The organism is Pseudovibrio sp. Tun.PSC04-5.I4 (assembly GCF_900104145.1).
Classification (GTDB): Bacteria; Pseudomonadota; Alphaproteobacteria; order Rhizobiales; family Stappiaceae; genus Pseudovibrio.
Map to the genome: position 1 here is coordinate 1,340,473 of NZ_FNLB01000006.1, position 17,614 is coordinate 1,358,086.

The following is a 17,614-nucleotide window of genomic DNA, read 5'->3' on the forward strand; positions in this document are numbered from 1 at the left end:
CCTCCATCTCTTATTTTTCAACCAAAGCGTTTTCCGAGGGGATATCGCCCGGATCAGCACCTTGGGCGCGCATTTGTTTTTGAATCAGTGTGGCATCAACATCCCGAAGGGCAGTGCTGCCTTGTAATGCAAGGGCAACTGCAACACCCGACGCTTCCCCCTGCGCCATGCAAGGCGGGATCTCGCGTGAGGATTTTTGTGCGTCAGAGTCCACCGAATAATGCCGGCCCGCGACGATGAGGTTGTCGATAGTCTTGGGTAGCAACGCCCTGTACGGCGTGTAATAATCGCGCCCACGGCATACGCTGTCTGCAAAGTGACGGCGGCTTGTGACATCATCCTTGGTGACGATGTATTCCCCCTTAAGGAGACGCGTTTGTCTGACGCCGAGCTGTTCTGCAGCACCCAGCATTTTGACATTTTCAAAGCCTGGAATATTGTCACGCGCGAATTTGAGCAGTGCCATCATTCGGTCGCGCCCTTGGTATTCGGCCTGAACCATCCCTTCAGGTGTCAAACCGTCGTACCCCGGCATATGCGGGCAGTTACACCAAACTATCCCCGGCAATGGTGTTTTCAGCCACCACATACCCCAGGCACCGCCAATAATACGCCGGGCTTGGCGGTCCAGTTTTTTGTATTCCTCGGGATTTTCGTACTCATAGGCCTCAGCGCGATCGGTATCGACATCACATAACCTGAATACGGTGGTGACGATGTACTCGCCTTTTGTGTATTCAGCACCCGCTGATGCTGCCAAGTCCAAATCGCCTGTGGCATCAACAACCATGTCCGCCATGATCGCCTGGCGTCCTACCTTTGTCTGGCAGATGACACCTTTTACTTTGGAACCCTCAACAATTGCCTCCGAAAACCAGCTGTGCAATCGGAGCTGAACACCGGCTTCGCGCACCAAATCAAGAGAAACACGCTTCCACGCATCAGGATCAAATGCCACTGCGTGAATAATAGGTTGAGGCATGCCTGTTTCGTGGAAATTGATACAGCCCCAGCGGGACCATTTTTGCCACATGTCCCAGCTTTTTACGCAGTCCTCGGATGGCGGATAGATCGCTGCATCCTGGCTTTTCATCCGGTCGACGAATTCTGTCACTATACCTGTCGTAACAATCTCATCAGGGCGATCTCCAGCGCCGGTATTGACCATATCGTCAAGAACAAGAACCATCCCGCCCGACGCTTGCCCACCAAGGTGGTGATAGCGTTCAACCAATGTCACGGAACAACCTAGCCGTGCTGCTGAAACCGCCGCTGATAAACCTGCTGGCCCTGCTCCAACAACCACCACGTCTGTCTTGCTCACGACGGGTACTTGCTCACTTTTTGACATAACGAAATCTGTATGCCGTTCAGTCATTTTGACACTCTTTCTCTATCCGGCGACGTCATAAGTACGTTGCCGGTGATTTTCTTGTTTGCATTAAATTGCTACCAGCGCACGATCAGTCGCTCAGCGATTGAAACTGTCGCAAAGAGAAATACTGAGAGGCCGGAGGACATAAAGACGGTGGCGTACAACAACGAAGATCTGAAATTGAACGTGGAATCGATGATCAAAGCGCCCAAACCAACATCCGCGCCGACCCATTCGCCTACAATTGCTCCGATGACGCAGGTGGTCGCTGCAATCTTGAGTGCAGAAAACAAAAAGGGCAGGGATGAAGGGAGCCTGATTTTCCAGAATATTTCGGACTTCGATGCGGAGAGTATGCGCGCAAGCTCCAAGGATTGATCGCTAACAGCTTGCAAGCCGCGCACCATATTTACCAGGGTTGGAAAAAAGCAAATAAGGCCGGCGATGACAACTTTTGCGGTTAGTCCGTTTCCAAAAATTAGGACCAATATTGGTGCGATCGCAAGGATCGGGATGGTGTTAATAAAAACTGCAATTGGGAAGAATGCTTTATCAACCAAACGATAATGCACGAATGCAATCGCAATAAGGATTGCCGCTGTATTACCAGCTAAAAATCCCAACACGCTTTCAAATAATGTGGGCCAGAAGTTCTCAAGCAGGATCGGGAATTTGTGAACGAATGTTGAGGCGACTTCCGATGGTGCAGGCGCGATGTAGGTCGGTATCTCGAAGAACCGGACCCCAATTTGCCATGTCAACAGCAGCATGACGAGTGTCCCACCTGGAATTAAAATCCCTAGGATTTTTTCACGCCATATCGCACGCCTGTCGAAGCCAAAGTCGAACGCCTGTGCTTCGTCATTAATCTGTACATTTTCCATTAGCATGTCTCCAGCAGCTCGCGCAGATATGCTGCGTGACGTGTGGATTCTTGGGTGTCGCGGATTTTGATTTCGCGGGGGTAGGGTAAATCAATGTCCACGATCTCGCGTAGCCGACCTGGATGGGCTTGCAACATCAGTACTTTTTGCCCAAGAAAGACAGCTTCGGGGATTGAATGTGTGACAAACAGAATTGTCACGCCGGTGTCCGCCCAAATTTTCAGTAGTTGAAGATTGAGATGGTCACGTGTCATTTCATCCAAAGCGCCAAATGGTTCATCCATTAGGAGCAACTTTGGTTTGCACACCAGCGCACGTGCGATAGCAACCCGTTGGCGCATGCCGCCAGACAGTTCGTGTGGAAGAGCGTCTTCGCGACCTTTCAGTCCAACCAGTGCAAGCAGTTCAGATGGCGAGCGATCACTCACCGGGATTTTAACGCCTCGCTTCTTGCCAATTTCCAAAGGAAGCTGAACGTTTTGCAGTGCCGTCCGCCAAGGCAGCAACGCAGCATCCTGAAAAACAAAGGCAAACTCCCGCGCCAACCGCGCTTCTTCCGTTGTCTTTCCAAATATCTGGACTTCGCCGCTTGCTGCTGGAACCAGATCTGAAACCAATCGAAGCATGGTCGATTTACCACAGCCTGACGGTCCAAGAATGGTGTGAAATGAACCTGCCTCGATTTCAAGTGAGAGATTTTCTATCGCCGTAAAGCGCCCAAACTTTACCGACGCATTCTTCAGCGATACAGCAACCGGGATAGATCCGGTTGCTGTGCTGATTTTTTGCGCAGCCGAATTCATGGCTTTATCCGAACTTCGGGCGGTCTGCCGCAGTTGCTTCTAGAACTGAGAAGTCCACCAAGTCATCCAATTTCGGTGCATTACCTTCAAACTGACCTAATTGATCATAGATGTTGATTTGAGCTTCCCAGTTTTCACGGGTCATTGTGCCCCAGCCGTTTTGTGCAGTGTTTTCGTTAAACGAGAACGCCCGGATCAGTGAAACGGCCTTCTTTTCAGATTCCAGATTCAGGTTGGGGTATCGTTCGACCAGAAATTCAACAGCCTGTTCTGGATTATCGTGCACCCAGCCCCAGCCTTTAGCTGAAACACGGATCATGTCTTCAACCTGCTTGCGATTTTCTGAAAGGGTTTGGTCTGTAACATAGAAGGGGTTTGCATATAGCTGGATGCCTGCGTCCCAAAGTGTCATGTCATTGCGCTGATCACCCAGGACTGAGAGGGCATTGATGTTGGTGTTCCAGCCAGTCACAACATCAACTTGTCCAGTCATCAAGGCCGCCATGTCGCCGCCCATAACCGTCACGTTAACATCGTCTTCAGATATGCCGTTTTTGGCAAGCAAAGCCCGGAGCAGGATGCGAGCAGTCCCTTGTGTCCCAACAGTTTTCCCGATGAGATCTGCTGGTGAATTGACTGGATTATCCTTCAATGAGAAATATGTGAAAGGGTGTTGTTGGTATCCTGCGGCGATACATTTGATTGGAATGCCCGCAGCGCGCGCCAGCATCAAAGATGGGCTGGAAGAGATAGAGCCCAGATTTGCGCGGCCTGATGCGACCGTTGCAACGCCATCGATGTTTGGGCCACCCGCAATAATTTTGAGGCTCAAACCTGCGTCTTCGTAGTATCCCAGCTTGTCAGCGGCAACTTCTCCGAGAATGCCATTTGAGGCGAGCCAGCCAAGCTGCATGTTTACTTCAAAAAGCCCTCGTGCGTTAGCGCCTCCAACACCCAAAAGCGTTCCCGTTGCTGCTGCGCCGATGCCTTTCAGCAGAACACGACGGTTCGGTTCATTAAATATAGACATAATTCCTCCCAAAGCTTGTAATCATTGGGGGGCTAAATTCTGCGGTCAGTTCCACCCCGTAAGAACACTTTACGCAGCTTGTGTGCGAGGCCTAAAGTGTTTAATTTGCCTAACAGTGGTGCAAATTACGCACCGCATAACAGGCCAGATAATATGCACAGTAACTTTTTAAAATACTTGGACGAGATTGCAAAACAAGGCTCAATTCGGAAAGCTGCGAATGTTCTCAATTTAACGTCAACATCGGTAAATCGAAAAATATTGAGTGTTGAAGAGCAGATGGGCGTCAAGCTGTTTGACCGCTCTCCGGAGGGGGTTGAACTGACTGCTGCGGGAAAAATTGTGTTAGAGCACTGCCGAAAGACCCTCTATGATTTTGACCATGTAAAAGCGATTATTCAAGATATTCGGGATTTGAGATCCGGTCATCTCAGCATCCAAACAATAGACTCTTTTACATTCAGCATTCTTCCGAAAATCCTCGATAGGTTTTGTTCGGAATACCCTGGAATTTCACTTTCAATTTCAGCAGCACAACCTGATGAGATCAATAAGGCAGTTGCACTTGGCACCGCTGACATCGGTATCAATTTCACCAAGGAATATCACCCAGACCTGCGGATAGTCCTAGAGAAAGCAGCGCCTTTCGGCATCATTATGCGTCCAGATCACCCGCTTTCTGGTAAAAGCACCATAGAACTGAAGGATTTAGATGGATATCCGTTGGTGAGGACAATTGATGCGCGGGGAAATAAATCATTACTTGATCAGGAAATGAAGTCGGCGACGACATATTTGACAACCCACACCTACACGAATTCACTCGCTATCGCGAAGCTGGCAATCAAGAGCAACAGGGCGCTTGGAGTCTACACTCAAATTGGTTTCATGGAAGAAGTCGCAAACAAAGAATTGGTGTTCGTGCCTCTTACGATGAAATCTCTTAGAAAATATCGGGTGGGGCTGATAATTTCGGCAAGTACAAACATTGACCCTCTTAGAAGGTTGTTTGTCGCGGAGGCGGACAGCGTTCTCAAAGGCGTTCGATTTGGGCCATGACCGGAAGTAAGGGCAGTGTTGCATAAACAGAATTTTGCTTATATCTTTCCCAACCCCATGAATCTGGGCATTATGAAACAAGCTGGAACATCGCGCGCGCCAAGGCTGTCATTTTATTAAGAACGGAGACGCCAACTTTTTCGCATTTCTGGCGTGGCGGAGCGTATTCCAGTAAATAATCGCCGCAATAACAAGATTAAGGGCCATTGCCCGCTTTTGTTGAGCGTCTGTGGATCGATCATAAATATGCTCTGGGAATGAGCAAAGTCAGCTTCTCCCAGAGCAAGATAAAGCCGGTGTTGCTGACGGTAGGTTCCTAGTTTTCTCAATAGTGCTGAGGGTTTTAAGGACCCACTTTTGACGCTCGCTGCCAAGCGGACAATATCTCCCCACTGTCTCAGAATAACTTCCTCGTTTACCGGTTTCCTGATGATAGAAGACAAGCCTTTCCATGCGTTTGGTTTTCCAAAACAGCTCAATCGCCGATTAGGAAAGTCCCGCAATCGGGGACAAGTTTAAGCCTGAGCAGATGGAGCATAGCAAAAACGTGATCCGATCCCCCTCCGGTATCAACGTAATGCACAAGCAGATTGAACTGAGCCGCATTCCCCTTCAGCCCATCCAGCACAAACGGAGCTTCCCCGGACGTGGCTCCGATCACGCTTGAATAAAAAGAACCATATTGGCCTGACAAAAAAGAATAGATTTTCAAATCTGGATCAAGCCCATATTTGGCGTTGATTTCACCTGAGTTGCGGGCTGAGGCAAAGAATTGCCCATCAGAAGAGGTGTGATCAGCTTGTCCCCAGATCTGGGCCAATGGCAGATTGTGATGAGCATCGATAATTTTTGCCAAGGCATCGGTGTAGGTTTCGGTGCGCAGATACCAGGTTGAGGCCCAAGACAATTGCGCATGCGTCACGTTTTCGGAGGCCTGCGCCATGCGCTCCAAGCCAAGATTTGTTGCTCCTGCCAGTACTGAAGCCAAAACTGCCGCTGGTTTGGTGAACGTAAATCGGTAAAAGCTCCCAGAAAGCTGGTGTGATGAGCAACATTCCATAACAAGTCTGTAATTTGGATGCGGGGCATGACAACATCAATCGCACGGTCAAGCTGCTCACTGACTGGCGACACAATTGGGTCATGCGCGTAATTTTCAAGCGCCCATTTTCAAGTCTGACGCCTTCTAACTGGCCACGTTTCAGCTTGCATTCAACATCTCTTAACCGTTAGTCCAAATGGGTGCGGAGCTGCCCCGCCCATCAATTGGTAAGCCGGTTTTACTCATGACATGGGATGCTTCCGCCCTAGGCATCAGGTAGGCATCAAAACGGCGATAATCCCGGCTTCCTTTAACCCAAGCATCTCCGGCACGAAGAAGGTCCAGCAAAGTGGAAATCACCGCGGTTTCATAAACCCGGCGCGTTGGCTTACCATCCTTGAAGATCAACGACTTCCAGTGTTTCGCAGCAAAAGGCATAGGCACAACGTCCGGTGGATTCCGTTTCCCAGCACGGTTCTGCTCTTTGATTGTCTGACGTCAGCCCCTATGGGTCCAAATAGCAGTATTTGATAAGAGAGTGTTTTTGGCTCATCGTAACCACTGAGGAGTGGGACATGAGACAGACAACAGGAACGTACAAGATCGCCAAAGATAACAAACGCGCCACCCGCAAACATTATTCATCAGAAGAGAAGATCAGGATCGTGCTGGATGGGCTGCGCGGTGAAGACAGCATTGCTGAACTGTGCCGTAGGGAAGGTCTCTCCCAAGGCATCTATTAGAAGTGGTCGAAAGACTTCATGGAAGCAGGCAAGCGACGTCTGGCTGGTGACACGGCGCGTGCGGCAAATACTGAAGAGGCTAAAGACCTCCGCCGGGAAGCTCGCGATTTGAAGGAAGTGGTGGCTGAACAAACGCTGGAACTCCGCTTGCTCAAAAAAAGCATGTTCGAGGGTGGGGGCGACCCAGAATGAGATATGTCGCATCTGAGAAGCTGGAAATCATCAGGTTGGTTGACGAAGGCCACCTGTCAGCTCGCTAAACACTGACCAAGCTCGGTATTCCCCGCACCACGTTCTATCGCTGGTATGAGCGTTATCTACAGCGCGGAGAGGCTGGACTGAATGATCAATCTCCCAAACCCAAGCACGTCTGGAACCGCATCCCTGACGAGGTAAGGCGCAAGATCGTCAAGCTGGCTTTGAAAGAGACGGAGCTATCGCCTCGGGAATTGGCGGTTACGTTCACTGATCGGGAAAAGTATTTTGTATCAGAGGCTTCTGTCTACCGCGTATTGAAGGCACACGACCTAATCACCAGCCCCGCCTTCATCGTCATCAAGGCCGCGAATGAGTTCAAAGACAAAACGACAGCTATCAATCAGCTCTGGCAGACGGACTTCACCTATCTCAAGGTGCTCGGCTGGGGGTGGTATTATCTCAGCACAATCCTGGACGACTACAGCCGCTATATCATTGCGTGGAAGCTCTGCACCAACATGAGGGCTGAAGATGTGACCGACACATTGGATCTGGCGTTGCAGGCATCAGGTTGCGACCAGGTTCACGTTGCCCACAAACCCCGGTTACTAAGCGATAATGGCTCCAGCTACGTCTCTGGTGATCTGGCAGAATGGTTACAGGGTAAAGGTATGAAGCACACGCGCGGCGCACCCTATCACCCCCAAACCCAGGGAAAGATCGAGCGTTGGCACCAAACTCTGAAGAACCGGATTCTGCTGGAAAACGACGCCCTGCCGGGTGACCTTGAAGACCAGATCGAAGTCTTCATCACTCACTACAACCATGAGAGTTTAAGCAACCTCACGGCCGCCGACGTCTACTTCGGGCGCGACAAAGCTATTCTAAAACAAAGGGAAGGGATCAAACGAAAGACACTCGAAATGCGCCGCTTGCATCACAGGCAACACGTCGCATAATCAAACCAACCAGATGAGCTAAACTCTCGCTTAGTTTTTCCAGCTCCTGGACCCAAAAACTCTGCCGACGCACACGTCGCAGTACTGTCTTATTTGCGTGCTCAACTGAGTATCGAAGAGGGTGTTGGACTTGGCGGGTACTTTTATTCAAGGACCTGCGAACGGCATGTTAAGTCGATCCCAGAACGGTATGGCCTTTGAGGCATGGCAGGCTACCGTTTTTTCTCACTGGTCCAAAGACAGGATCGAGAATGCTATGGCAGCAGTCGATAACCTGATCCAGCCAGCTGCTTCCAAACCATATACTGAACTTCGTGCGCGTTGGCGACGGGCGCGCAACCATTCGCTGATGCTATGCGCTGGTTGCGCGGTCAGTCTGACTGGTCCAAGGCCACCATGAAAGCAGCGCCAACCTCTGTGGTCTCCAAGTCCTGGCAGCCATACGTGCTGGATAGCAACGGGCAGATCGCCGACCCCAGCGCCTATGTCCTTGCGACCATTGATGCTTGGCATAAAGCCATAAAGCGCCGGGACGTTTTAGCGGTTCCAGAGATCAGGTATGCAGATTTGCGCATTGGGGTGCTGGAACGGCGGAAATGGCAAAATACCAAAGGCATTGTGTGTCGTAGTTTGAACCGCACGCTTGATGGACCGAGTGAGGTCAAGCGCCTGACTGAATTGCTGGATGCGACATATGCCCGTGTGGTTGCGCGTGTTGACCAAAACCCAGATTTGAAATCCGAGGACATCGGAGGCAAACGCAGGATTGGGATTGCCGCATTTGATCGAATGGATGAGCAAGACAGCTTGATCGCAGCGCGCAAGCAGGTCCACAACCTGATGCCAAAAGGCGGCATTCCAGATATTCTTCTTGAAGTGATGCACTGCACGGGCTTTGCCCAAGCGTTTACCCATATCAGCGGCAAGCCTGCCCAGATTGAGAATTTCGAGACCAGCCTCTGCGCCGTTCTGGTCGCACAAACTTGTGCAATATCGCTTGGAACCACTCGTGCGAAAGGAGCATCCAGCCTTGCGGCAAAGCCGACTGTCCTGATTCAAACCGAACTCTATGCGCACAGAAACACTCAACGGCGCCAATGCCATGATCGTATCTGCACACAGACAACTGCCAATTGTGGCATATTGGGGATATGGACAAACAGTTTCCGCCGGTGGCTTGCGTTTTCTGGCTCCTAAAAGTGCCATCCACGCAGGTCGCAATTCTAAGTATTTTGGGTGTGGTCGCGGCATCACATGGTACAATATGCTGTTCGACCAATATTCCGGGTTGTGCCCGGTAAACTGCGCGACAGTCTCTCTATTCTTTCCCTTCTGCTGGAGCTGCGAACCGAACTCGATCCATCCGGATCATGACTGATACAGCTGCCTACTCGGATTCCATTTTTGGTCTGTTTGGGCTTCTGGGGTACCAGTTTTGCCCTCGTCTGGCAGACACAGGCGGAGCGCGTCTTTGGCGGGTTGAAAAAGCTGCCGACTACGGCCCGTTCAATGGTATTACTGAGGGTACCATCAATACAAAGCTCATCATCGAAAACTGGGAAGATCTGATCCGCCTTGCCGACTCGCTCAAGCTGGAATTCCGTCTACATGCAGGAAGCGCTGACACGCCTCAACGCGCAGGAGTTCCGTTACAGACCCCGCTAACATAGCGTATTTGTCTCCTATTCTCTGGCGGTATATCAACTTCCTAGGCAGGTATGAAATCGCCTTGCCTGAAAGTGTTGCACAAGGCAGGCTAAGACCTCTCAGAGACCCCACTTCCGAATAGATGTTTTGAAAAAATAAAATAGACCTTATGACGGGACACCGTTCCGCTCAGCCCTGCGTCCCCTGACCAGGACCTGTCGGCGCAGAAAGATCGCCTGCTTGGTGCGCCGACAGGTGTTTGAGAACATCATCTTCAGCAAGCAGTTTGAAAGGCCCGGACTAACCCAGTTGCTGGATCATGCTCACCCCGGCGATAGCTTCTGTGTGACACGTCTTGACCGCCTTGGGAGCTGCCTCAAAGAACTGCTACAAACTGTAGAAGATCTTAAAACGGCCAACACCACATCCGCAGCTGGTGAACTCGCATTACATGTATTTGGAGCTATTGCGCATTTTGAACGGCGACTGATATCTGAGCGTACGAAAGACGGCATCGCTGCAGCTAGAAAACGAGGTAAAAGCTCAGGACGGCCTGCGCTCAAACAAGAGACTGTCTTGGTGCTACAAAAGCTCATTGAGCATGGTTTAACTGCAGGTCAGACCGCCAAGCAACTCGGCATCGGTAGATCAATGGCTTACAGACTTGCCAAAGGCTTACACAAAACGCACATGTTTATGATTTGTTCGCTCCAAGCGTTATCCAGCGAACAACCCGTGCGATGTCTCCTATTCGCCACGTTTCAACATCTCCTGGTAAATACGCGCAAACATCGTCGAAACAAAATTGATAGGGCCTTTATTGCCCTCGCCATAAATTTGCTCTTCCACGCCCAAGGCCTGACGCCAAGCCATGTCAATCAGATCTAGATCTGCTTCTTGCGTGCTTTCTTCTAAGTCCGCAAAAAAATCGGAGTTTTCCAATGTGCCTTGAGCTGCAACGCCATGAATCCCAAACCGTAGAAACTGTTCATTAACGCCAAGTGCTTGCGCCAGTTTCTCAATAGTATCCCCGCGTGGATTTTCAATTAGACCTTTTTCAATCTTGTAAAGATTGTCATATCCAACGTTGGCGCGTCTCGCCAAATCTTTGACACTTAAGTCATTCTGCTTTCGCAGTTGTTGAAGTCGCTTTTGCCAAGTCATGATCGCACTACAGCTGCTATAAAAAGTGGTCCGCTGGATTAGTAATCCAATTAGTACAATTAATCTATCTCACTCTTGGAGAGAAATAGATATGCAGACCAGATATCCGCAACTAATAGGTGAACTATACTCCCATAAATATTCTAGGTGCATCTTTTATCAGCGGAATACTGAAAAATTCTTTTCCATAAAAGCTCTGGTTGCAAAAACAATTCCAGTTGAGAAATGATTTATGCACCTGTTCTATCCCCACAGGTGATTTGAACCCAAAGAAGAGACTTGTCAGAATGGCAGACCATGAGTACATGGTGCCAGTTAGATTTGGAAAGGGATAAATGGTTGACTGATAATCATGGTACCGCTCATGCTATTTATGGCATGGGACGCTGGGGTAGGGATCTTTTGTCCGTTCTGCCGAACGGAGATATTGGCTTAAGTAATCCCTTATTACCGGAGGCGCCAAAAGTTAGTCTCCCGGAGATTGTTCATGATCTTGAACAACGGGGTATCCATTCTCCTTTGCTGCTGCGTGTTAGCTCATTTCTTCAAAACGAAATCGCGCATATCAATGGGTCTATGGCAGATGCGATCAAACGGGTTGGCTATAAAGGCGTCTATCGCGGCGTATTCCCAATTAAAGTCAATCAGCAGGCTCAGGTTATTGACCGTATTGTAGAATTTGGTCGTCCATATTCTTACGGGCTTGAGGCTGGTTCAAAACCTGAATTGGTCATCGCACTCGCGCATAAGCTGCCACCCGATGCCCTGATTGTTTGTAATGGTGTAAAGGACGAAGAGTTTATTCGCCTGGCGATCCTGTCGCGCAAACTTGGCTTTAACACCATCATCGTTCTTGAAAGCCCGAAAGAACTGGAAACAGTCATCGAGGTTATTGAGGAGCTGGGTGAAGAACCGTTGCTTGGCGTACGCGTCAAGCTGACCAATCAGATTGGCGGCCAGTGGGCTGAAAGCTCTGGCGACCGGTCCACCTTCGGCATGAACACCGATCAGTTGGTAACGGTGATCGATAAGCTGAAGGAAGTTAACCTTCTTCATTGCCTCAAGCTACAGCATTCACATCTCGGTAGTCAGGTTCCAGACGTAAACGATGTTCGCCGCGCTGCTGGTGAAGCATGTCGGTACTTCGTTGAGCTGACCGGTGAGGGCGCTCCGCTAACCCACTTAGATCTTGGTGGCGGCCTTGGTGTCGACTACACCGGTGAAAAGAAGGCGACCGAGAACTCCACCAACTATTCAGTAGACGAATACTGCGCAAACGTGGTTGAAACTGTTGCTTACGCAATGGATGAAGCCGAATTAAAACACCCAACACTGGTCACAGAAAGTGGCCGCGCGGTTGTCGCCACATCCTCCATGTTGCTGTTCAACGTCTTGGAAGCAACTCTGTTTGATGCACCAACGGCACCTGATCCGGAAGACGAAGACCATCATCTGGTCAAGGATCTGGCAGCTGTGCATGGGTATTTGAGTGCTGATCGTCTTCAGGAATGTCTGAACGATGCCACCTTTTACCGAAATGAATTACGCGCACTCTTCCGCCGCGGTTATATTAACCTGCGTCAGATGGGCCGTGCTGAGCGCATCTATCTGCATCTGATGTCCAAAATCAAAGAGTTAGCTCCACCCGCAGGCAGTGCGCCTGAGATTGATGAGCAGCTGAACAAGATCGCGGACATCTACCACTGTAACTTCTCCCTATTCCAATCCCTACCAGATGTTTGGGCGATTGATCAGTTGCATCCGATTGTGCCGTTACAACGCTTGAATGAAGTGCCCGATCGTCGTGCGGTGCTTTCTGACATCACATGTGATAGTGACGGCAAGGTAGACAAATTCATTTTGGCCGATGGCATTTCGCCATCTCTGCCAGTACATACACTTGAAGACGACAAGCCATACTATCTGGGCGTCTTCTTTGTTGGTGCCTATCAGGAAACGCTCGGCGACTTGCACAACCTGTTTGGTGACACCAACGTTGCAACAATTGATCTGCGTGCAGATGGCGGCTTCGATCTTCTTCAGGAAGTGGAAGGCGATACAATTTCGCAGGTTCTGTCTTATGTGGAGTATGATCCGCGTGATTGTGTGGATGCATTCCGTTCACTGGTAGATTCTGCCATATCTGCTGGCACACTCAAAGTTGCTGACCGACGCACGTTGATGGCCGCTTACCGCGACAGCATCAACGGCTACACCTACTACGAATAATCTCTAACCGGGGAAACAGGCATGGGTAAAACTCTGGTCATTGGCGCTGGCGGCGTATCGTCAGCAGCAGTTCATAAAATGGCGATGAATTCGGATATTTTCTCCGAAATCACGTTGGCATCGCGTCGCAAATTCAAGTGTGATGACATTGCAGCAAACATCAAAGCGAAAACCGGCGTAACCATTAAAACCGCTGAAGTAGACGCTATGGACGTGGCAGCTGTTGTGGCACTCATTAAGGAAAGCGGCGCAGAGCTTCTGATTAATCTGGCATTGCCTTATCAGGATCTGAAGTTGATGGACGCCTGTCTTGAGGCTGGCATCAACTACCTGGACACCGCAAACTATGAGCCGGAAGACGAAGCCAAGTTCGAATATCACTGGCAGTGGGCCTATCAGGAACGATTCACGAAAGCTGGCCTGACAGCAATTCTGGGTTCTGGTTTCGATCCGGGCGTAACGTCCATATTCGCGACATGGCTGAAAAAACATAAGCTGGAAACCATCCGACAGATCGATATTCTCGACTGTAATGGCGGCGACAACGGCAAGGCTTTTGCAACCAACTTCAACCCGGAAATCAACATCCGCGAAGTGACTGCTGATGCACGTCATTGGGAAAACGGCGACTGGGTAGTCAGCCCCGCCATGACCCACAAAGTTGCTTTCGACTTCCCGGGCGTTGGCGAGAAAAACATGTACCTCATGTATCATGAGGAACTGGAGAGTATGAAAACGCACTTCACCGAGATTGAACGTGCGCGCTTCTGGATGACTTTCGGCGATGCCTACATCAATCACGTTCGTGTGCTTGAAGGTATCGGCATGACCTCCATTGAGCCTGTCATGCATGAAGGCAAAGAGATCATTCCGTTGCAGTTCCTTAAATCCGTTCTGCCAGACCCAAGCGATCTGGGCGAGCTGACCAAAGGCAAAACCTGTATTGGTGACATTGCAACAGGTCAGGCCAAAGACGGCTCCGGCGAGAAAACCTACTACATCTACAACATCTGTGATCACGAAGAGTGTTACGCAGAAGTTGGGTCTCAGGCGGTCTCCTACACCACTGGCGTTCCAGCAATGATTGGCGCAGCTATGGTGCTCAAAGGTATCTGGAACAAGCCAGGCGTTTGGAACACTGAACAGCTCGACCCTGATGCGTTCATGGATATGCTCAACGAGCAAGGCCTGCCTTGGCAGGTACATGAGCTCGACGGTCCGGTTCAGTTCTAAGCTGATGGCAGATATGATGCAGACACAAGCCGGTGATGCCGGAGCGTTCAAAACCTTTGATCTCTCCCGCGTCCCCAGCCCTTGTTTTGTCGTTGATGAGGTTGCGGTCCGCCGTAACCTCTCTGTCATTAAAGAGGTTGCAGATCGCTCCGGTGCGCACGTCCTTGCCGCATTGAAGGCCTTTTCCATGTTCTCACTGGCCCCGGTGGTCCGTGAGTATCTGGGAGGCACCTGTGCATCTGGCCTTTATGAAGCGCGCCTTGCTCGCCAAAAATACGGTGGTGAAGTCGCAACATTCTGCGCAGGTTATAAGGCCAGTGAGATTGATGAGATCATCGGCTATTCCGATCATATGATCTTCAACTCGCCAGCTCAAAAAGACCGCTTTCTGCCTAACGTGAGAGCTGCCGATCATCCCGTACAGGTGGGCCTTCGCATCAACCCGGAACATTCCGAGGGTGAGGTGGAGAAATACGACCCGTGTGCGCCATGCTCAAGGCTGGGCTTTCCCGTCTCCAAGCTGACGGCTGATGTTCTAAACGGCGTCGATGGCCTGCATATGCATACGTTATGTGAGCAAGGTTTTGAGCCGCTGGAACGCACCTGGAATGCGGTAAAAGATAAACTTGCTCCCTATTTCGCTCAACTGAAATGGATCAACTTCGGTGGTGGGCATCATATCACCCGCGATGATTATGACCGTGAAGCGCTGATTGCCTTTATCAAAGACATTCGCGAAACCACGGGGCTTGAGGTTTATCTGGAGCCGGGTGAAGCTGTTGCATTGGATGCTGGTATTCTGATTGGTGAAGTGCTTGACCTGACTAAAAACGGCATGGATCTCGCTATTGTCGACCTGTCAGCAACCTGCCACATGCCGGATGTGATCGAGGCCCCGTATCGCCCAACTATGCTGGATGAAGTTAATGAAGGCTACACCTATCGCCTTGGTGGGCCATCCTGTCTGGCTGGCGATGTGATTGGTGATTACGCCCGCGCAAAGCCATTCCAGATTGGTGACCGCTTCGCATTCCTCGATCAAGCCCATTATTCCATGGTGAAAACCAACACCTTCAACGGTGTTGCCTTGCCAACCATTGCTCTTTGGAATTCTGAAAGTGATGAACTCAAAATCATTCGCGAGTTCTCCTATGATGACTTCCTGAACCGTCTTTCTTAAAGGAGACGACATGTCTGTATTTCTTGAGAGTGAACTGAGTGAAACCGAGCGCACAGAAGCTACCGCACTGTTCACGATCATTCCAATGCCGCTGGAACGCACAGTCTCCTATGGCTCTGGCACGGCAAAAGGCCCCGAGGCTATCATTGAAGCCAGCAATGAGCTGGAACGTGGCTGCAACGGCGGCGAACCGTGCGCCTCCGGTATCTTTACAGAAGCCCCCGTTGATTGCGATGGGCCTTTGCCAGATGTAATGGAACGTTTGGCAAAGCGCACAGAAGCGGCTGTGAAGGCAGGTAAAATCCCTGTAACATTGGGCGGTGAACATTCATTGTCCTATGGTGCAGTATCCGGCGTAGCCCGCGCATTGGGAAAACGCATCGGCATAATACAAATTGATGCACATGCAGATTTACGCATCGCCTACCAAGGTGAAAAACACTCCCACGCATCGGTTATGAACCTGCTTGCAGATAGCGGCGTTCGGCTTGCTCAATTTGGCGTTCGCGCTCTGTGCCAGCAGGAAATGGACAGTCGTGAAGAACACGGCGTCTTCTTTGTTGATGCGGAGGAGTTGGTCACCAAAGGCCTCCATGCAGTTGATCTGCCAGAAAACTTCCCTGAACACGTTTACATCTCTTTTGACGTAGACGGCCTTGACCCATCCCAGATGCCTGCAACAGGAACACCGGTTCCAGGTGGTCTTGGCTACTATCAAGCGCTTCATCTGGTTGAACACGCACTAAAGGGCCGCAAATGTGTCGGCCTTGATGTGGTGGAACTAGCTCCAGATGGCAATGCAGCATGGGATTTCACCACTGCACAGATCACCTACCGCCTAATGGCCGCCGCCGCCGCATCACAAAGCTAAAATAAGTTACCAGAACCGCATGAGGGAGCCGTACCCATTTGGTTGCGGCTCTTTTTTGTTTCCAAGCGAGAAACTGACTGCACCGTTTCCGATCAAGAACAGGACGAAAACAAAAGCAGTAAGGGATTTCTCGCATTAATCAGTGAAATATGAGTGTTCTCACCAAAATTGACCGCGTTTTGTTCTCATTTTGACAACAAAAACCCGCCGGAATGGCGGTTGTTTTATCTTAATTATCAGATAGTTAAATGGCGGATGGGTGGGTTTTGAACTCACTGAACGCTTACACGCTCGCCGGTTTTCAAGATCGAGCAATATAGATCTATTTCCTTCGTTTTTTCCTTAGTTTAGGTAGGCGCGCCTCGGGTTCTCCGGGATTTTTCCGGGAAATATGAGCCTGTTCCAGTGCGTTCCGGAAATCCTCGCGCATCCGGTGGGCGTATTTTTCGGTAGTCGTTGAGCGGGTGTGGCCGAGCAGTTCTTTAGCCACCATAATGTTGCCGGTGGCGCGTAGTGTGCGGGTTGCAGCTGTATGGCGCAGGTCATGCACACGCAGCTCTGGTTTGCCGATTTTGTTGGCTGCGGCTTTGTATGCAGTCTTAAAGGCTGAATAACTGAGCGGGTAGCGTTTGCCTCGGTTTCTGCCATTGCGCGTGCTTTTGGCGATATACGTGAAAACAGCTTCTTTATGATTGCCGAGATTACGCACAAGTATGGGTGCCATGGCCGAGGTAATGGGTAAGACGACTTTCCGACCTCCGGGTTTTTGGGATTTCACAAAGAAGGTCAGCAGTATCTGTTCTAGGTTTACATGCTCCGGTCGGAACATGATGCCTTTGCCGCGCAGCACATTGGAGGCGCGTGGCCCTGCAAGGATCAAGAAATCGAGCGTATCATGGAAGTCTTCTCGCAAATGCTCCTTCAGTTTTTTCTGATCATCCTGGCTCAACTCCACGATATGCTGGTCTGGTTCTTCCAGTTTGACAGCTTTGAAATTGGGCAGGCGCAGGTCCAGTTCCCACACTTGCAGAGCGCGGCGCAGGATAGTGCGCAGCAGCTGCGTTTCTTGGTTGATGGTTGCAGGAGCGGGGAATTTGTTGCGGTTGTTGGGTTGAAGCCGGCGCAGGGTGATGTAGGTCGCTAGATGTCGCGTACGGATTTCCCTTAGATTGGGTGGCAACTGGTCTGCTCCTAGAA

The 17,614-nt window shown here is 50.4% G+C and carries 15 protein-coding genes and 2 pseudogenes; 9 read left to right on the forward strand and 8 right to left on the reverse strand.

Annotated elements, in window-relative coordinates:
- Window positions 1-10: 10 nt before the first annotated feature.
- The 4 genes from BLS62_RS11225 to BLS62_RS11240 all read right to left on the reverse strand — a co-directional run bounded on the left by BLS62_RS11225 (window position 11) and on the right by BLS62_RS11240 (window position 4,092).
- Window positions 11-1,378 carry an FAD-dependent oxidoreductase gene (locus BLS62_RS11225; RefSeq protein ID WP_093180631.1) on the reverse strand — a complete coding sequence of 456 codons (1,368 nt, stop codon included), beginning with the start codon at window positions 1,376-1,378 and terminating at the stop codon, window positions 11-13.
- Window positions 1,379-1,449: 71 nt separating this feature from the next.
- A complete protein-coding gene (locus BLS62_RS11230) occupies window positions 1,450-2,259 on the reverse strand; it encodes an ABC transporter permease (protein WP_093180633.1) in 810 nt (269 codons plus the stop codon).
- The gene (locus BLS62_RS11235) at window positions 2,259-3,062 is read right to left on the reverse strand and encodes an ABC transporter ATP-binding protein (protein WP_093180635.1); all 804 of its coding nucleotides are present in this window, start codon (window positions 3,060-3,062) and stop codon (window positions 2,259-2,261) included. Before BLS62_RS11235 ends, BLS62_RS11230 begins: the two co-directional genes overlap by 1 nt.
- 4 nt (window positions 3,063-3,066) lie before the next feature.
- Window positions 3,067-4,092 (reverse strand): ABC transporter substrate-binding protein, encoded by a 1,026-nt coding sequence (locus BLS62_RS11240; RefSeq protein ID WP_093180637.1) that lies wholly within the window; start codon window positions 4,090-4,092, stop codon window positions 3,067-3,069.
- A 153-nt stretch (window positions 4,093-4,245) separates the two neighbouring features.
- Here BLS62_RS11240 and BLS62_RS11245 point away from each other — a divergent pair, with 153 nt between their 5' ends.
- Entirely contained in the window at window positions 4,246-5,151 is a 906-nt protein-coding gene (locus BLS62_RS11245) for a LysR family transcriptional regulator (RefSeq protein ID WP_093180639.1), read from the forward strand.
- A 475-nt stretch (window positions 5,152-5,626) separates the two neighbouring features.
- Here BLS62_RS11245 and BLS62_RS11255 read toward each other — a convergent pair whose 3' ends face one another.
- Together BLS62_RS11255 and BLS62_RS11260 are read right to left on the reverse strand one after the other, a co-directional pair.
- Window positions 5,627-6,139 (reverse strand): Tn3 family transposase, encoded by a 513-nt coding sequence (locus tag BLS62_RS11255; protein ID WP_159436524.1) that lies wholly within the window; start codon window positions 6,137-6,139, stop codon window positions 5,627-5,629.
- Between the two features lie 234 nt (window positions 6,140-6,373).
- Window positions 6,374-6,631: a hypothetical protein gene (locus tag BLS62_RS11260; protein ID WP_093180646.1), complete on the reverse strand. Its 258-nt coding sequence runs from the start codon at window positions 6,629-6,631 to the stop codon at window positions 6,374-6,376.
- A 137-nt stretch (window positions 6,632-6,768) separates the two neighbouring features.
- Here BLS62_RS11260 and BLS62_RS11265 point away from each other — a divergent pair.
- The 4 genes and pseudogenes from BLS62_RS11265 to BLS62_RS32160 all read left to right on the forward strand — a co-directional run.
- Window positions 6,769-8,093: pseudogene (locus BLS62_RS11265) on the forward strand (IS3 family transposase).
- A gap of 354 nt (window positions 8,094-8,447) precedes the next feature.
- Window positions 8,448-9,290 carry a Tn3 family transposase gene (locus BLS62_RS32560; protein ID WP_159436525.1) on the forward strand — a complete coding sequence of 281 codons (843 nt, stop codon included), beginning with the start codon at window positions 8,448-8,450 and terminating at the stop codon, window positions 9,288-9,290.
- 173 nt (window positions 9,291-9,463) lie between these two features.
- A complete protein-coding gene (locus tag BLS62_RS32565) occupies window positions 9,464-9,763 on the forward strand; it encodes a Tn3 family transposase (RefSeq protein ID WP_093180655.1) in 300 nt (99 codons plus the stop codon).
- Between the two features lie 232 nt (window positions 9,764-9,995).
- Window positions 9,996-10,220: pseudogene (locus BLS62_RS32160) on the forward strand (recombinase family protein); the annotation flags it as partial.
- A 267-nt stretch (window positions 10,221-10,487) separates the two neighbouring features.
- On the opposite strand, the gene BLS62_RS32165 reads toward BLS62_RS32160, so the two are convergent.
- Complete coding sequence (locus tag BLS62_RS32165) at window positions 10,488-10,904, reverse strand: helix-turn-helix domain-containing protein (protein ID WP_093180657.1); 417 nt, start codon at window positions 10,902-10,904, stop codon at window positions 10,488-10,490.
- A gap of 339 nt (window positions 10,905-11,243) precedes the next feature.
- Here BLS62_RS32165 and speA point away from each other — a divergent pair, with 339 nt between their 5' ends.
- Genes speA through speB form a run of 4 tightly spaced genes read left to right on the forward strand, consistent with a single transcriptional unit; the run spans window position 11,244 to window position 16,417 of the window.
- Window positions 11,244-13,133, forward strand: a complete 1,890-nt coding sequence (speA, locus tag BLS62_RS11300) for a biosynthetic arginine decarboxylase (RefSeq protein ID WP_093188781.1) — start codon at window positions 11,244-11,246, stop codon at window positions 13,131-13,133.
- 21 nt (window positions 13,134-13,154) lie between these two features.
- Entirely contained in the window at window positions 13,155-14,366 is a 1,212-nt protein-coding gene (locus BLS62_RS11305; protein ID WP_093180659.1) for a saccharopine dehydrogenase family protein, read from the forward strand.
- On the forward strand, window positions 14,338-15,546 hold the full coding sequence (gene nspC, locus BLS62_RS11310; protein ID WP_208990816.1) for a carboxynorspermidine decarboxylase: 1,209 nt from the start codon (window positions 14,338-14,340) through the stop codon (window positions 15,544-15,546). Before BLS62_RS11305 ends, nspC begins: the two co-directional genes overlap by 29 nt.
- Window positions 15,547-15,556: 10 nt before the next feature.
- On the forward strand, window positions 15,557-16,417 hold the full coding sequence (gene speB, locus BLS62_RS11315; protein ID WP_093180663.1) for an agmatinase: 861 nt from the start codon (window positions 15,557-15,559) through the stop codon (window positions 16,415-16,417).
- A gap of 322 nt (window positions 16,418-16,739) precedes the next feature.
- Here the strand turns inward: speB and BLS62_RS11320 are convergent, their stop codons facing one another.
- Window positions 16,740-17,597, reverse strand: a complete 858-nt coding sequence (locus BLS62_RS11320) for a tyrosine-type recombinase/integrase (protein ID WP_159436526.1) — start codon at window positions 17,595-17,597, stop codon at window positions 16,740-16,742.
- Between the last annotated feature and the right edge of the window lie 17 nt (window positions 17,598-17,614).

Coding starts and splice junctions, on each gene's coding strand:
- BLS62_RS11225 (WP_093180631.1), bottom strand. CDS start 1,378: ATGACTGAACGGCATACAGATTTCGTTATGTCAAAAAGTGAGCAAGTA.
- BLS62_RS11230 (WP_093180633.1), bottom strand. CDS start 2,259: ATGGAAAATGTACAGATTAATGACGAAGCACAGGCGTTCGACTTTGGC.
- BLS62_RS11235 (WP_093180635.1), bottom strand. CDS start 3,062: ATGAATTCGGCTGCGCAAAAAATCAGCACAGCAACCGGATCTATCCCG.
- BLS62_RS11240 (WP_093180637.1), bottom strand. CDS start 4,092: ATGTCTATATTTAATGAACCGAACCGTCGTGTTCTGCTGAAAGGCATC.
- BLS62_RS11245 (WP_093180639.1), top strand. CDS start 4,246: ATGCACAGTAACTTTTTAAAATACTTGGACGAGATTGCAAAACAAGGC.
- BLS62_RS11260 (WP_093180646.1), bottom strand. CDS start 6,631: ATGCCTTTTGCTGCGAAACACTGGAAGTCGTTGATCTTCAAGGATGGT.
- BLS62_RS32560 (WP_159436525.1), top strand. CDS start 8,448: ATGCGCTGGTTGCGCGGTCAGTCTGACTGGTCCAAGGCCACCATGAAA.
- BLS62_RS32565 (WP_093180655.1), top strand. CDS start 9,464: ATGACTGATACAGCTGCCTACTCGGATTCCATTTTTGGTCTGTTTGGG.
- BLS62_RS32165 (WP_093180657.1), bottom strand. CDS start 10,904: ATGACTTGGCAAAAGCGACTTCAACAACTGCGAAAGCAGAATGACTTA.
- BLS62_RS11305 (WP_093180659.1), top strand. CDS start 13,155: ATGGGTAAAACTCTGGTCATTGGCGCTGGCGGCGTATCGTCAGCAGCA.
- nspC (WP_208990816.1), top strand. CDS start 14,338: ATGAGCTCGACGGTCCGGTTCAGTTCTAAGCTGATGGCAGATATGATG.
- speB (WP_093180663.1), top strand. CDS start 15,557: ATGTCTGTATTTCTTGAGAGTGAACTGAGTGAAACCGAGCGCACAGAA.